The organism is Chloroflexota bacterium (genome assembly GCA_016197225.1).
Classification (GTDB): Bacteria; Chloroflexota; Anaerolineae; order Anaerolineales; family VGOW01; genus VGOW01.
The window spans coordinates 17163-32364 of sequence record JACPWC010000119.1; the positions used below are offsets into that span (position 1 = coordinate 17163).

General features: G+C 60.9%; 11 protein-coding genes. All 11 read left to right on the forward strand.

Annotation, left to right across the window (positions count from 1 at the left end; genetic code table 11):
* The first annotated feature begins 32 nt into the window (after window positions 1-32).
* The 11 genes from HYZ49_20025 (at window position 33) to HYZ49_20075 (ending at window position 15138) form a co-directional block, all read left to right on the forward strand.
* Entirely contained in the window at window positions 33-419 is a 387-nt protein-coding gene (locus HYZ49_20025) for a four helix bundle protein (protein MBI3244574.1), read from the forward strand.
* Window positions 420-479: 60 nt separating this feature from the next.
* Window positions 480-1535 carry a 3-isopropylmalate dehydrogenase gene (leuB, locus tag HYZ49_20030; protein MBI3244575.1) on the forward strand — a complete coding sequence of 352 codons (1056 nt, stop codon included), beginning with the start codon at window positions 480-482 and terminating at the stop codon, window positions 1533-1535.
* A gap of 71 nt (window positions 1536-1606) precedes the next feature.
* Window positions 1607-2566 (forward strand): branched-chain amino acid transaminase, encoded by a 960-nt coding sequence (locus tag HYZ49_20035; GenBank protein MBI3244576.1) that lies wholly within the window; start codon window positions 1607-1609, stop codon window positions 2564-2566.
* 75 nt (window positions 2567-2641) lie between these two features.
* The gene (pheA, locus tag HYZ49_20040; protein ID MBI3244577.1) at window positions 2642-3469 is read left to right on the forward strand and encodes a prephenate dehydratase; all 828 of its coding nucleotides are present in this window, start codon (window positions 2642-2644) and stop codon (window positions 3467-3469) included.
* Between the two features lie 477 nt (window positions 3470-3946).
* Entirely contained in the window at window positions 3947-9583 is a 5637-nt protein-coding gene (locus HYZ49_20045) for a lamin tail domain-containing protein (protein MBI3244578.1), read from the forward strand.
* A gap of 99 nt (window positions 9584-9682) precedes the next feature.
* Window positions 9683-10105, forward strand: a complete 423-nt coding sequence (locus HYZ49_20050; GenBank protein ID MBI3244579.1) for a universal stress protein — start codon at window positions 9683-9685, stop codon at window positions 10103-10105.
* Between the two features lie 28 nt (window positions 10106-10133).
* The gene (locus tag HYZ49_20055) at window positions 10134-10829 is read left to right on the forward strand and encodes an LppX_LprAFG lipoprotein (protein ID MBI3244580.1); all 696 of its coding nucleotides are present in this window, start codon (window positions 10134-10136) and stop codon (window positions 10827-10829) included.
* Window positions 10830-10999: 170 nt separating this feature from the next.
* Window positions 11000-12592 (forward strand): MFS transporter, encoded by a 1593-nt coding sequence (locus tag HYZ49_20060; GenBank protein ID MBI3244581.1) that lies wholly within the window; start codon window positions 11000-11002, stop codon window positions 12590-12592.
* 111 nt (window positions 12593-12703) lie between these two features.
* On the forward strand, window positions 12704-13849 hold the full coding sequence (locus HYZ49_20065; protein ID MBI3244582.1) for a M4 family metallopeptidase: 1146 nt from the start codon (window positions 12704-12706) through the stop codon (window positions 13847-13849).
* Window positions 13850-13871: 22 nt separating this feature from the next.
* Window positions 13872-14174, forward strand: a complete 303-nt coding sequence (locus HYZ49_20070; GenBank protein MBI3244583.1) for a hypothetical protein — start codon at window positions 13872-13874, stop codon at window positions 14172-14174.
* A gap of 22 nt (window positions 14175-14196) precedes the next feature.
* The gene (locus tag HYZ49_20075; protein ID MBI3244584.1) at window positions 14197-15138 is read left to right on the forward strand and encodes a hypothetical protein; all 942 of its coding nucleotides are present in this window, start codon (window positions 14197-14199) and stop codon (window positions 15136-15138) included.
* Window positions 15139-15202: the final 64 nt, after the last annotated feature.

Genomic DNA, 15202 nt, shown 5'->3' on the forward strand with positions numbered 1-15202 from the left:
TGACCGGATGACAGGATGACAGGATGAGTGTTATGGCGACAAAGATAATGAATCACACTGAGTTGCAGGTTTACCAAAAGGCCTTTGCAACAGCGATGAAGATTTTTGAGTTGTCGAAAGCTTTTCCTAAAGAAGAAACCTATTCGCTCACTGATCAGGTTCGCCGGTCATCTCGCTCGGTTTGCGCTAACTTGGCCGAAGCCTGGCGCAAGCGACGTTATGAAGCCGCTTTTATCAGCAAGCTTTCCGACTCGGAAGCCGAAGCGTCTGAAACTCAGGTGTGGTTGGAATTCGCGGTGGAATGCAAATATGTGAACCGAAACGATGCCGCCGAACTCTACAAGACCTATAATGAAATCATAAAAACTCTCGTCGGCATGATCAACCACGCCGACACTTGGGTAATCACAAAGAAGTGACCATCAGATCATCTTGTCATCCCTTCATCTTGTCATCGTGTCAGGGAAGAAGAGGAATCCTTGAAAGCTAGTATCACCACCATCCCCGGCGACGGCATTGGCCCCGAAGTGGTGGCCGAGGCCGTGCGCGTGTTGGACATCATTGCTAACAAGTTCGGCCACGAGTTCGCTTACGGCGAACGGCTGATGGGCGGTTGCTCGATTGACAAACACGGCGTGGCGCTGACCGACGAGGCGCTGGCTGACTGCAAAGCGTCCGATGCGGTTCTGCTCGGCGCGGTGGGCGGCCCCAAGTGGGACGACCCGAACGCAAAGGTGCGTCCCGAGCAGGGTATTCTGGCTTTGCGAAAGGGACTCGGCGTTTTCGCCAACCTGCGCCCGGCCAGGCCGCACCCGGCCTTGTTCGATACGTCGCCGCTCAAACCCGAAAAGCTCAAGGGTGTGGATGTGCTCGTCATACGCGAGTTGACGGGCGGCCTGTACTTCGGCCACAAGGCGCGCGAACGAACCAACGGCCACACCCGCGCCATTGACACCCTCGAGTATCATGACTACGAAATCGAGCGCGTGATCAACCTGGCCTTCCGGCTGGCCGATGGCCGCCGCAAAAAAGTTTCTTCGGTGGACAAGGCCAATATTTTGGAGTCGAGCCGGCTGTGGCGGCAGATTGCGGCCGGCATCGCCGCTGAACACGCCGACATCACCTTTGAGAACGTGTTGGTGGACACGGCGGCCATGCGCCTCGTCAACGCCCCGGCCAGCTTCGACGTGCTCGTCACCGAAAATATGTTTGGCGACATTCTCACCGACGAGGCCTCGGTGCTGTGCGGCTCGATGGGCATGTTGCCCTCGGCCTCGCTGGGCGACGGCGGCCCCGGCCTCTACGAGCCGATTCACGGCTCGGCCCCGGACATTGCCGGAAAAGGGATCGCCAACCCGGTTGGCACGATTTTGAGCGTTGCCCTGTTACTGCGGCATTCGCTTCACCTGGAGAAAGAAGCCGCCACTGTTGAAGTTGCAGTGGACTCGGCCATCACCGACGGTTGCCGCACCGCCGATCTGGGTGGGAAGCTGACGACGAGGCAAATGGCGGACGAAGTCATCAGCCGATTGTAGATTTTAGATTTCGGATTTTGGATTTCCCAAATCTAAAATCTAAAATCCAAAATCCAAAATGGAGAGAACTTATGGGCATGGAATCAAAATTCGTCTGGATGGACGGCGAGTTGGTGGAATACGAAAAGGCGACTCTGCACTTTCTCACACCCGCTCTGCATTACGGCATCGGCGTGTTTGAGGGCATTCGCTCTTACGCCACCGACGACGGCCCGGCGGTGTTCCGCCTCAAGGAGCACGCCGAGCGGCTGGTGAACTCGGCCAAAATACTTGGCTTCCGCGATTTGCCCTACACGGCGGAAGAGATCGCCGAAGCGATTAAGCTCACGGTGGCGGCCAATGGCTTTGCCGAGTGCTACATTCGCCCGCTCATCTATCTCACCGGCGGCGGCTGGAACTTGAACATTGACGGAGGCAAGGCGGCGGTAGGCATCGCCGTGTGGGAGTGGAACCAGTATCTTGGCCCCGAAGCGCTGGAGAAAGGCATTCGCGCCAACATCGCCTCGTTCACCCGTCACCACCCGAACGTGATGATGACGAAAGCCAAAGTGACCGGCAACTACGCCAACAGCGTGCTGGCTCGCACCGAGTCGGTGCGCCTCGGCTTCGACGAAGCCATCATGCTCGACCCGCAGGGCTACGTGGCTGAATGCACCGGCGAGAATTTGTTCATGGTGAAAGGCGGCAAGGTTTACGCGCCCAGCCTGGCCCCGCAACTCGAAGGCATTACCCGCGACTCGCTCATCACCCTGGCCGGAGATTTGGGCTACGAGGTGATCGAATGCCTCGTCTCGCGCGATCAACTCTACGTCGCCGACGAGGTGTTTGTGTGCGGCACAGCGGCAGAGTGCATTGCCCTGTGCGAGATTGACTTTCGCACCATCGGCGCCGGCAAAATGGGGCCGATCACCCGGGCCATCCAGCAGGCCTTCCATGCCGTCATTCACGGCAAGCACCCGCGCTCGAAGGAGTGGCTGGCTTACGTGAATACAACCGCAACGGTTCCGGTGCGAGAGACGGCGTCGGCGTAAAATAAGGAAATGAGGGAAATCAAGGAAAGGAAGGAATTTCCTTCTTCCCCGCGTTTCCCTGAGTTTCCAGCATTCATGCGAGTTGCGTTTCAGGGCGAGCGCGGCGCTTACTCGGAGGCCGCCGCGATTGCGTATTTTGGCGAGAGCATTCAGCCGGTTCCCTGCCCCTCGTTCGACGAGGTGTTCGAGGGCGTGGAGTCGGGCGCAGTGGAGCGCGGCGCGATCCCCATTGAAAATTCGCTGGCCGGGAGCATTCACCGCAACTACGATTTGCTTCTGCGGCACAACCTGCACATCGTCGGCGAAAAAATCTTCCGGGTCAAGCACTGCCTCATCGCTCACCCCGGCGTGGCCCTGGCCGATGTGAAGCAGGTCTGGTCGCACCCGCAGGCCCTGGCCCAGTGTGAGCACTTCGTCAAACGACTCGGCGCAACCATCGAAGCAACTTACGACACCGCCGGGTCGGTGAAACTGCTCAAAGAGGCCGGGCGGCGGGATGTGGCCGCCATTGCCTCGCGGCGGGCCGCCGAAGTGTATGAAATGCAGATTCTGGAAGAGGGCGTTGAAGATGACGCCGCCAACTTCACCCGCTTCCTCGTCCTCAGCCGCCAGCCCGAACCGACTGACCTCCCCAGCAAAACGTCAATCGTCTTTAGTTTGCGCAACACGCCCGGCGCGTTGTTCAAAGCCCTGAGTGTCTTTGCCCTGCGCGACCTTGATCTGACCAAGATCGAGTCGCGGCCCATCCCCGGCAAGACGTGGGAGTACTCGTTCTATCTCGATTTCGCCGGCAACACCGCCGAGCCGGTGACCGCGCGCGCGCTCGATCACTTGCAGGAGATTGCGACGACGATGAGGGTGTTGGGGTCGTATCCGAGGGATTTGAGCAACACTCAAACATAGGGGCGACTCACTGAGTCGCCCTGTATCCACAGCCCGTTCCAAAAGCCGCTCTTCGTGGCCGCCGCCTTCAGACATCACGACCTGGCACAATGGGCAGTGTCACGTGACATTGTCACGAGTCGAAGTAGGGAATAGTCAAAAAATCTCTACTTGTGAGCGCAACTTATTGACTCTTAGTGCCTTGTGCTTAATATATGAATTGTGACTTTTGTCTCAATTCGGACTAAGGAACTCGCATTACGCCCTCGCATTCGCCGTCAGGGTCTGCGTCAATTCACACTGCTCGGCGTCATTGCTCTGAGTCTGGCGGCTTTGCTGTTTCCCGGCGGAAGGCCAGTTGAAGCTGCCATCAATAACTTCACGCCTGTTTCTGGAACTGACACAACAAGTGGCGCGACCCAGCCCCTGACTGCCGCCGACATTTCCAATCTGAGTTCTAGTAACGATGTTCGTCAGGTTAGCGACGGAAACTGGCCGATGAATGGGGCTTATGACAAGAATGTTTATATCGAATATGCGTTCAATCCGGGCATTCCCCTCGGGCAAATAGTCTCCAGCGTCATTATCACCCATGAGTTTCGGCGCTCTGCAGTTCTCACCGCCGCCAAGCTGGAGGTGTACGAAGCCGATGCTAACACATGGCATGACGAGCCCCTCACTTTGCCGGGCGCGGCCAATACTGATCTCTCTCAAAGCATAGATGTTTCCGCTTATATCAACTCAGTTGCAGATGTTAATGGCTTGAAGATCCGTTTTCTGGCCTATCGCTCGACTGTGGTAGCGGCTATCACCACCAGCCACGATTTCCTTCAGGCGCAAGTAACTTACAACCCGCCAACGGATACGCCGACTCCTACCGACGTTGCGACCGACACTCCAACCCCAACCGACATACCTCTCATCACCGACACGCCTTCAAACACGCCGCCGCCTACCGACACGGCTACCCAGACTCCGACTGAAACCCCAACGCTGACGCCCAGCGCCACGTTTACAGCCTCAGATACGCCCACGCCGTCTGACACCCCGACCCCAACCGCCACTTTTACTGATACGCCTACGCCGCTTCCGCCCGGCTCGGTAGTGATCAACGAAGTGGCTTGGATGGGAACGAACGCAGACGCAAACGATGAATGGCTGGAACTCTATAACAACACTGGTGACAATATTGATCTCGCGGGTTGGACAATTTCCATTGGCGCTGGCGGGCCAATTGCTTTGACTGGCGCTGTCCCGGCTAACGGATTCTATTTGCTTGAGCGAACTGATCAGACGACTATCAGCGATACCACTGCTGATCTCATTTACACCGGCGCACTGGTGAATGGCGGCAGCACAATTACTCTGCGCGATCCATTTTCTAACGTAATTGACGCCGCGAACGGCGATGGCGGCCCCTGGCCGGCAGGTGATGCGGCCTTGCGCGCCTCGATGGAGCGCATCAATCCCGCAATGCCGGACACGGATAGTAACTGGACAACCAATGATGGCATCACAGTCAATGGCTTGGATGCAAACAGTAACCCTGTTCGCGGCACACCGAAACAGCCTAACTCGCCTCTCTTCCCTACAGCCACTCCAACCGAAACATGGACTCCCACGCCGACCGACACACCGACACCTTCAGAGACGCCGACGATTGCGCCGACCGACACACCCTCTGAAACACCTTCGCCGACTGCCACCTTTATTGATACATTGACGCCGACGACCACAGCAGTTCCACCATCGCCCGGTGACATCGTAATCAATGAAGTGATGTGGATGGGCACAAACGCTAACGCAAATGATGAATGGATCGAGCTTTACAACACAACTGCCAACTCAATTGATCTCGCCGGCTGGTCCATTGCCATTGATGCGGGTGCGCCAATTGTCTTGACAGGCACAATCTCCGCTAATAGCTTTTATCTGCTTGAACGCACTGACGACACGACCGTTAGCGATATCACCGCCGACCTTGTTTACACAGGCGCGCTTGCCAACGGCGGCGGCGCCCTCACCCTGCGCGATCCATCCTCTAACCTGATTGACACCGCTAACGGCGACGGCGGCCTTTGGCCCGCAGGCGACGCCGCCTTGCGCGCCTCAATGGAACGCATAAACGCCGGCCTGCCCGACACCGACGGCAACTGGGCCACCAATGACGGCGTCATCGTCAACGGCTTTGATGCGAACGGCGGCCCCATTCGTGGCACACCCCGGCAGCCCAACTCAACGCTTTTCCCGACCGCCACTCCAACCGCGACGTTGATCCCGACTGACACACTTACGCCTACCACCACCAACACCCCTGCTCCGCAGTTCGTGATCATCAACGAAGCGGTCGTTGACCCACAGCAGGACTGGAGCGGGTCGGGGTTTGCTTTACTTCCTGGAGCAGGCGCCGTGACCGCTGTTGACGAGTGGATTGAGCTTTACAATGCCGGCCCGGCCTCCATCAACCTGCTGGCCGGAGCGGGCTGGACGCTGGCGATGAATGACGGCCTGACCGCCGCCACCCTCAACTTCAGTGCGCCCGGCGCGTCAGTATTTGTCTTTAGCAGCGGCGGTTCGCTCGCCAACTTCCAGCCTGGCGAGTATCTTGTCATCGGCAACCCGCCGGGAGACATGAATTTGAACATCTACCTGGCGCTGAACAATGAAGTTGGCGTGAAGATAGACGATGTGGAAATAGGCAACACCGACTTTGAAGGCGACGGGATTGCGAACAATGCCCCCGGCGGCAACGCAACGGGTATCGCTGACGAAGCGGTTGCTCGCGCGCCGAATGCCGTTGATACTAATAACGCCGCCGCCGACTTCACCAAACAGCAGGCGACGATTGGCGGGACGAACAACCTGCCGCCTACCGCCACCCCAACCTCAACCGACACAGCCACTGACACTCCAACCCCGACAGCCACTCTCACTCCCAGCCCCACGCCCACCGCTTTTCCGGCATTGAGCGTGGTCATCAACGAAGTGGCCTGGATGGGCACAGGAGCCAGCGCCAACGATGAGTGGGTTGAACTTCGCAATAACACCGCCGCGCCGATTGACCTCGCCGGTTGGACACTGATCATTGACGACGGCATTCCACCCGATGACACCGCCATCGCCTTGAGCGGCGTCATCCCGGCGGGCGGCTTCTTTCTGCTGGAGCGCACCGACGACTCGACGGTGAGCGACATCCCCGCCGACTTGATTTACACCGGCGGTCTGGCCGACGCCGGACGCTTGCTAACCTTGCGCGACCCAACGCTGGCCGTCATTGACACGGCCAACGGCGACGGCGGCGCGTGGCCCGCCGGTGACGCCGCCCTCAACGCCTCGATGGAGCGCGTGAATGCAAACGCGCTCGACGGCGACGCCAACTGGACAACAAACTTCGGCCATGTGATCAACGGTCTCGACGCCAACGGCAACCCGATTCGCGGCACGCCCAAACAGCCGAACTCAGCCCTCGTGCCAACGCCGACCTTCACCCCGACAGAGACGGCCACACCCTCGTTCACGCCCACGAACACGCTAACGCCGACCAACACGCCTCTCGTCTCCAACACGCCCACACCTATCCCGGTCATTTTGATCAACGAAGTCGTGGCTGACCCGCAACAGGACTGGAACGACAACACCGGCGGCGATGGCATTGCCTTCAACAGCACGCCGGGAGACGGCTCAATCACCGACACCGACGAATGGGTTGAGCTTTACAACGCCGGAACGACCGCCGTGAACTTGCAGGCCGGCGCCGGCTGGACTCTGGCGATGACCGACTCGGCGACGGCCACGATCAACTTCCTCGACCCCGGTTCAGCCGTCTTTGTTTTCAGTAACGGCGGCTCGCTCGCCAACTTCCAGCCGGGCGAGTATCTCGTCATCGGCAACCCGCCGGATGCGATGAACAACGACGTTTATCTTGTGTTGAAGAGTCCTGATGGAACGACGGTGGACGACGTTGAGATTGGCGACAACCCTGAAAATGACACGACGAGCGAAGGCGCGCCCGACGGCGGCGCGAGCGACGCCAACGCGACCGGACTCAACGATGAAGCCGTCGCCCGCGCCCCGAACGCGATGGACTCGAACAACGATGTAGCCGACTTTGAGAAACAGGCGGCCACCATCGGCTCGGCCAATCACCCGCCCTCGCCGCCCACCGCCACCTTCACTCCCTCGCCGACCCGGACGCCCAGCCCGACCCGCACACCCACCCTCGCCCCAACTGCCTCCTCGACAACCGCGCCCTCGACCGGCCCGCATCGAGTCCTCATCAACGAAGTTGTCACCGACCCGCAACAGGACTGGAGCGACAACACCGGCGGCGATGGCATTGCCTTCAACAGCACGCCGGGAGACGGCTCAATCACCGACACCGACGAGTGGATCGAACTTTACAACGCTGGCTCGACGGCAATCAACTTGCTTGAAGGCTCAGGCTGGACGCTGGCAATGACCGACTCGTCGCCGGAGACGCTCAACTTCAACGCGCCCGGCACGACCCTCTTTGTCTTCAGCAGTGGCGGCTCGCTCACCAATTTTCAGCCGGGCGAGTACCTGGTTGTTGGCAATGCGCCGGGGGCGATGAACAACGACGTGCATCTGGCGCTGATGAATGCGCTTGGCGCGATCGTTGACGACGTTGAGATCGGCGACAACCCTGAGAACGATGCAACGGGCGACGGTGCGCCCGACGGCGGCACGAGCGACGGCAACGCCGGTAGTCTTGATGACGAATCCATCGCCCGCGCCCCGGATGCCGTAGACACCGATGACGATGCCGCCGACTTTGAAAAACAGGCGGTCACCATCGGGGCGGCCAATCACCCACCGTCACCCATTGCCGCGACGGCCACCCCGGCCTCACGGGCAAAGATTGCGCCCACCTCCACAATCATTCCCGTAGCTTATTTCGCCCGCGCTGTTGTCGTCAACGAAGTGATGTGGGGCGGGTCAAAGGCTAACGCTAACGACGAATGGATCGAACTGCTCAACACAACAGATGCGCCGATTGACTTGACGGCTTGGACGTTGCTTATCGGTGACAAAGAGATCGCCTTGAGCGGCGACATTTCGGCGGGCGGCTTCTTCCTGCTGGAGCGCACCGACGACTCGACCGTGAGCGACATCCCCGCCGACTTGATTTACACCGGCTCGTTGAGCAACGATGGGCTGGCGATTATCTTGCGCGATCCGTCTGGTCTGGTGATTGACACGGCTAACGGGGCCGGCGGCGCGTGGCCGGCGGGCGACTCATCTCTGCGCGCTTCGATGGAACGGTTGAGCGCCACGCCTGACTCGGACAACAACTGGGCGACGAACGACGGCCTGACCATCAACGGCCACGACGCCGACGGCAACCCGCTCCGGGCCACGCCCAAACAACCCAACTCGGCCCGCGCCAGCGCAACCGCGCCGACGGCAACTCCCAGCGCAACCTTTGCGCCAACGCCCACACCCGCCTCTTCTGTCGTCGAAGCCACGCCGACGGCAAACGTGTTGTTCCCGGTTGTTGAAGAGGGCGGCAATTCAAATGTGATTACCGGATCGTTCATCACCTTTGTCGGGCGCGTGACCGGGCCGGCGCCGCTGTTCGGTAGCCGGGTGATTTACGCGCAGGATGAATCGGGCCGGGGGCTGGCGATCTTCTTGCGTAGCGGCTCATGGCCGAGGATGCTGGTCGGGCAGGCTATCAAAGCCGGCGGTTATCTGTGGACGCGCAACGGCGAACGCACCCTGCTGGTGAAAGACGCCGGGCAGGTCTCGCTGGGCAAGATCGGTTCTGCGCCGGAGCCGGTGCTGGCGCGCACCGGCGAAGTTGGCGAAAGCTTTGAAGGCAGGCTGGTGACGGTGACGGGGAAAGTGATTGAGGTGGCCTCCAACGCATTTTGGATTGACGATGGCTCCGGCCCGGCTCGCGTCTTCTTTGTCAGCGCCACCGGCCTCAAGCGCCCCGACGCCCGGCCCGGCCAGGTTTGGTCGGCAACCGGCGTTGTGGACGAGTTCACCCACCGCCTCTCAAACGCCGAAGGCCACCGGGTGCTGATCCGGTTTGCCAGCGACGTTTTTCAAATGGCCGATGAAGACGCCATCATCGGCTTCCCTGCAAAAGACGCTCTCCCGGCGGAATAGCCCCGGTGAGGCCGCCTCGTGCGCACCATTGCAATATTAATGATGTGCTGGCCGTGAGAAGTAGTACAATGCTCTAAAAATAAACGGCTGGAGGTGTTTATGTTCCACCACATCCTCATCGGTTATGACGGCTCGGCCAACGGCAAGAAGGCGCTCGAATACGGCATTGACTTTGCCATGCACGCCGAGGCCGCGGTGACGATTGTCACTGTCTTTCCCCGGTTGCCCGACTATCTTGGCTCGCCTCAATACGATCAAATCGTCGCCCGGCTGACCACCGAAGCGAATCAGATCGCCGAAATGGCCGCCGAGCAGGCCCGCGCTTGCGGCATTGAGCAGGTGCGGGTGGAAGTGCTTGAAGGTTCACCGGCGGAGTGCATCCTCACTGTGGCCGACACGCGCAAGTGCGACTGTATCGTCGTCGGTTCGCGGGGCCGGGGCGAAATGGCCGGCCTCTTGCTTGGCAGTGCAAGCGACCGGCTGGCTCACCATGCCAAAGTGCCGGTGTTGATCGTGAAGTGATTCTATCCACAAGGAGGAGGGTACGCCCATGAAGAAAAACCGTTTATCGTTCCTGTCAGTGTTAGCGTTAATCTGGTTAGCCGGGTGTGGCGGCCCCTCGACTCCGCCGCCTACGCCCACTCCCACGCCCGACGAATGGCTCGACCGCGCCGCGCAGGCCGCCCTGGCCATCAAGAGCGCCCAGTTCACCCTCATTCGCGAAGGCGCTCCGGCGGTGCTCGACCCGGCCACCAACACCACCTTCACCGAAGCGGCGGGCAAATACCAGTCGCCCGATCGGGTGAGCGCCGACGTTAAGGTCAGCTTGTTCGGCAACGTCGTCTCAGTGCAAATGCTCTGGCTCCCTGAGGGCAATTTCATCTCCAACCCGCTCACCGGAGCCTTCAGCGAAGCCCCCGCCGGGGCCACCTTCAACGGCGTCGCCGTGTTCGGGGCCGACGGCATCCCCGGCGTGCTGAAAGACGGCATTCAAAATGCCACGCTGGTCGGCGCTGAGACCGTTGAGGAAGTCGAAACATATCACCTCAAAGGCGAAGCCGACGGCGATAAACTGGCGGCCCTCACCGCCGACACGCTTGCCGCCGGCACGTCGTATCCGGTGGACGTGTGGATGAACACAACCACCTATAACCCCGTCCGCCTGCACATCGCCGAACCCGACGGCAACGGCTGGACGATTGACCTCTTCGCCTTCGACGAGCCGGTTGAGATCAACGCGCCGTAAACGGATCAGCTTTGAAAGCAGAGATGAGGATGAGGGGGGCTTTTCTAATCCGCTAATCCCCTTTGTTCTTTCATCACCTTTGTGTCAACGGTGGAACTGCCCCGGCAGAGCGCGGGATCACTTAAGACCAAAGGTGATGGCGGATTAGAAGGTCCCTTACGGCTCACCGCATGATGAAAAGCCGCCCCGCCCTCATCCTGGCCCTCGTCTGCCTGCCGGTCTTCGTCGGCGCGCTCGACCTCACCATCATCTCCGCCGTTCTGCCCGCCGTCATCGCCGACCTCAACATTCCACTGCAAACCGGGCTGGACGACGCGGCCTGGGCGGTGAACGGATACTTGCTGGCCTATGCGGTGAGCATGACCTTCATGGGCCGCGTGTCCGACGTGTGGGGCCGCAGGCGCGTCTACCTGATCTGCCTGGCGATATTTTTCGCCGGCTCGTGGTGGGTGGCCGCCTCGGGTGGCGCGCCGGCCCAACTCGCTTATCAGGTTGCGCGGCTCCTTGTCGGCGGTCGCCCCGACCGCAGTCTCATGGCCCTCTACGCTCTCATCTTCGGGCGCGTGGTGCAGGCCTTTGGCGCGGGCGCGATGGTTCCGGTGAGCATGGCCCTCGTGGCCGACCTCTATCCGCCTCAGCGCCGCGCCTTGCCGCTCGGCATCGTCGGCGCAGTGGACACCGCTGGCTGGGTGCTGGGCCACCTCTACGGCGGCATCGCAGTGCAGTTCTTCGCCTGGCCGTTCCTGTTCTGGATCAACCTGCCCGTCGTCGCCTTGATGTTCGGCCTGACAGCCTGGGCACTGCGCGGTTTGCCATCCATGCAAAGTGATGGCCGGGTTGATTGGATCGGAGCCGGGCTGATCTCGTTGACTCTCGTTGGACTGAATCTCGGACTGGGCGCGGGCGCGGATGCGGCCGCCTCTGCTTCCCCGCCGCCTTATGCCGCCCCGGCCCTGCTCATCGCCGCCATCTGTTTCGTCCTCTTTCTCTGGGCCGAGCGCCGTGCTACGAATCCCTTGCTCAGCCTGCGCGTCTTCGCCGAACGAAACGTCTCGGCGGCGAGCGGCATGAACTTGCTCATTGGGTTTTGTTTGATGGTGGGACTGGTGAGCGTGCCGCTGTTCATCAACGTGGCTGGTGGAGCCGACAGCGGCCAGAGCGCGCTGGTGAGCGGCTATCTGCTCTCGGCCTTTACCGTGCCAATGGCGCTGGCGGCTGTGCCTGGTGGTTGGCTCACCGGCAAACTTGGCTACCGTTGGACGGCGGCCAGCGGCGTGCTAATTGCGCTCATCGGGTTTATACTCATGAGCAGGTGGCAGAGCGAGATGGCCGGGCAGGCTGTGGCCGTTTTCGTCGGCGGGGGAACGCCCGAAGCTGTGAACGGCATTCTGCAAATGATCGCCGGTTTGCTCCTCGGCGGTGTCGGGCTGGGGTTGACGGTGGCCCCGATTGGCGCGGCGGTGATCAACGGCGTGTCCGAGTCCCAGCGGGGCATGGCCTCGGCCCTGGTCATCATCTTGCGATTGATCGGCATGAGCGTGAGCATCAGCGCGCTCACGGCTTACGGCTTGCGGCGCTCCACCGAGATCAGCCGCCAACTGTTGGAAGGCGTGGCCCTCACCGATTTTGCGCGGCTGGCCGAGGCCGCGCTCCAGGCCGCCACGCGAGTGACGGCTGAAATGGCGTTGATCGCGGCGGCGGTGTGCGCCGTTGCCCTCGTCCCGGCGTTGATACTGCGTCGTCGTGATGCAGGCGTTCGATAATAAATGTCGTTCAATTATCTGGCTTCACTACAGCGCGTAGAGATCACCGAGTCGTTCATGAAAACTCAGTGTTCTCCGTGTTATCAGTGGCGACGAATAGGAGACTCTCACATGGCTCACAGACATTCCATCCTGTGCATCACCCCGCCTCACCTTTTGCGGGAAGTGGCCACGCGGGGCACGCCGGCCCAGCGCGACTGGGCCTTGCGAACGCTGACGACCACCGCCCAGTTTCGGGGGCAACGTCAGACCTTCGCCGAGTTCCCGGCCCTGGCCGCCCCGGCCGCCGCCCTGGCGGGCAGGCAACGCATCGTCTATAACGCCGATCAAGGTTCCTCATTGCCGGGCCGCAAGGTGCGCGGCGAGGGCGACCCGCCCACTGGCGACGCGGCGAGCGACGAAGCCTTCGACGGCTCCGGGGCCACGTACGATCTATTTCGCGACATCTACCAGCGCGACTCGATTGACGGCAACGGCTTGCGCCTGGACTCGACCGTGCATTATCAGAAGGGCTACGACAACGCCTTCTGGAACGGCCAGCAAATGGTGTACGGCGACGGCGACGAAGACCTGCCCCCGGCGGAAAGGATTTTCAACCGTTTCACTATTGCCATTGACATCATCGGCCACGAGTTGACGCACGGGGTGACGCAGTACGAAGCCAAACTTGTTTACGGCGACCAGCCCGGCGCGCTCAACGAATCCATGTCCGACGTGTTCGGCTCGCTGGTCAAACAACGCGCCCTCGGCCAGAGCGCCGATCAGGCCGACTGGTTGATCGGCCAGGGCTTGCTCACGGCCAACGTCAAAGGCGTGGCCCTGCGATCCATGAAAGCGCCCGGCACGGCTTACGACGACCCGGTGCTGGGCAAAGACCCGCAACCGGCGCACATGAAAGACTACAAAAACGTGAACTACGACAACGGCGGTGTTCACATCAACTCCGGCATTCCCAACCACGCCTTTTACGTGGTGGCGCGGGAGCTAGGCGGCAATGCGGGTGAGAAGGCAGGCCGAATCTGGTATGTGGCTCTGCGTGACAAGCTTCAGCCGCGCTCGAACTTTCAGAACGCGGCTGACCTCACCCACCAGACGGCGGGCGAATTATTCGGCGCGGGCAGTCTGGAGCAGAAGGCGGTGCAAAACGGCTGGGCCGCCGTGGGCATCACCGCCGGTGGCGGCGGCACCGAGCCTCCGCCGCCGGAGCCGCCAAAGGGATGCGGGCAGACCGTTCGTGAACTGTTAGGAATGAAGTGAGGGTATTATGAAAAACGAACCCATCAAGATCATGTTTGAGCGTTCGGGCGGCGTGGCCGGGATGCGGGTGACGACGACCGTGAACACCGACACCCTGCCGGCCAACGAGGCCCAAATGTTGCGCGAGATGGTGGACAAGGCCAAGTTCTTCGACCTGCCCGCTGTGCTGGCCGCGCCCAAGTCGAACAACGCCGATCGATTCCAGTACAAACTGACAGTGGAAGTAGGCAACCGCCGCCACACGGTGGAAACCGGCGAGACCGCCGCCCCGCCGACTCTGCAACCGCTGATCCAGCGCCTGGGCGAGATGGCGAAGAAGAGATAGAACCGGCGCGGCGAAGCTAAAAATGTTTGGCCAGGGACTGAAACAAGTACAGCAAGCGTTGGGCCACAGAGCAGACGGCATCCAGCGCGAGTTTAGCGCGGCCAATGACCGGCTGGGAGTCATTGGCCGCAAATTGTTGGAGAGTGAGGTCGAGAACCGCGAACAGTTGGTGGCCGAGCAAGAGGCCCTGCGCGAGCGGCGGGCCGAGTTGGCCGACGAAGTCAACCTGTGGCGCGACCGGGCCAAGAACTTGATGCAACAGCCGGGCGATAACGCCCTCCGCATCTATTTGAAAGAACTGCTGGAAATAGACGATGAGACCCTTCGCCCTGCCGTCGAACACGTTTTATATTTGCTTGACGCTTCCGACGAAGAACTGGCGGGCCTGACCGAAAACCGCGCCGAGGCCAAGCCGCTCACCGCCGCCGGGCGCTTGCTCGAACGCGCCCGAACGTCTTACGACTTGCGCGGAAGCGACCCGGCCCCGCGCCAGCAAGCCGCCTCGGAGTTTGCTGGCCGCTCCGGCATGGCTCAGGACGAGCAAGCCATTGCCGAAATAGAGGCCGCCGGCAACGACCCCGACGCCATCGTGCGCGAACTGGCCGTTCTAACCCTCATCCAACTTCACCGCTATCGAGCCATGCGTTTGGCCGACCTGGATGCGGCGCATCACTCTGTTGAGCAACTGGCGCGCCTGACTCATCCCGCCGTCGTGCCGGTGCTCATCGGCGTGCTGGAGACTCCGCGCGCCGGGTTTGCCCGAAGCCAGGACAGTGAGGCGCCGGTGGACTCCAACAACGACCGCGCGCGCCTCGTCGCCCTCAAACGATTGATCGAGTGGCATACCTCTGAAGCCCGCATCGCCGTCCAGTCGCGCCAATTTGATCGCGACTCGAAAATTAGCGAGTTGGCCGTCAAGGCTCTGGAGGCGTTTCCCGGCGAGTGGGCCGGGCGGCTCCGATGATTTCCGTGACAGAGTTGTAATGATTGGCACTTTGCCAGACAAGGATTTTGCGCCATAATAGCCC

What these genes read in the sequence shown, in the direction of transcription:
- HYZ49_20050 (MBI3244579.1), top strand. Translation starts at nt 9,683, where the DNA reads ATGTTCCACCACATCCTCATCGGTTATGACGGCTCGGCCAACGGCAAG.
- HYZ49_20075 (MBI3244584.1), top strand. Translation starts at nt 14,197, where the DNA reads ATGTTTGGCCAGGGACTGAAACAAGTACAGCAAGCGTTGGGCCACAGA.
- pheA (MBI3244577.1), top strand. Translation starts at nt 2,642, where the DNA reads ATGCGAGTTGCGTTTCAGGGCGAGCGCGGCGCTTACTCGGAGGCCGCC.
- HYZ49_20055 (MBI3244580.1), top strand. Translation starts at nt 10,134, where the DNA reads ATGAAGAAAAACCGTTTATCGTTCCTGTCAGTGTTAGCGTTAATCTGG.
- HYZ49_20035 (MBI3244576.1), top strand. Translation starts at nt 1,607, where the DNA reads ATGGGCATGGAATCAAAATTCGTCTGGATGGACGGCGAGTTGGTGGAA.
- HYZ49_20025 (MBI3244574.1), top strand. Translation starts at nt 33, where the DNA reads ATGGCGACAAAGATAATGAATCACACTGAGTTGCAGGTTTACCAAAAG.
- HYZ49_20060 (MBI3244581.1), top strand. Translation starts at nt 11,000, where the DNA reads ATGATGAAAAGCCGCCCCGCCCTCATCCTGGCCCTCGTCTGCCTGCCG.
- HYZ49_20045 (MBI3244578.1), top strand. Translation starts at nt 3,947, where the DNA reads ATGAATGGGGCTTATGACAAGAATGTTTATATCGAATATGCGTTCAAT.
- HYZ49_20065 (MBI3244582.1), top strand. Translation starts at nt 12,704, where the DNA reads ATGGCTCACAGACATTCCATCCTGTGCATCACCCCGCCTCACCTTTTG.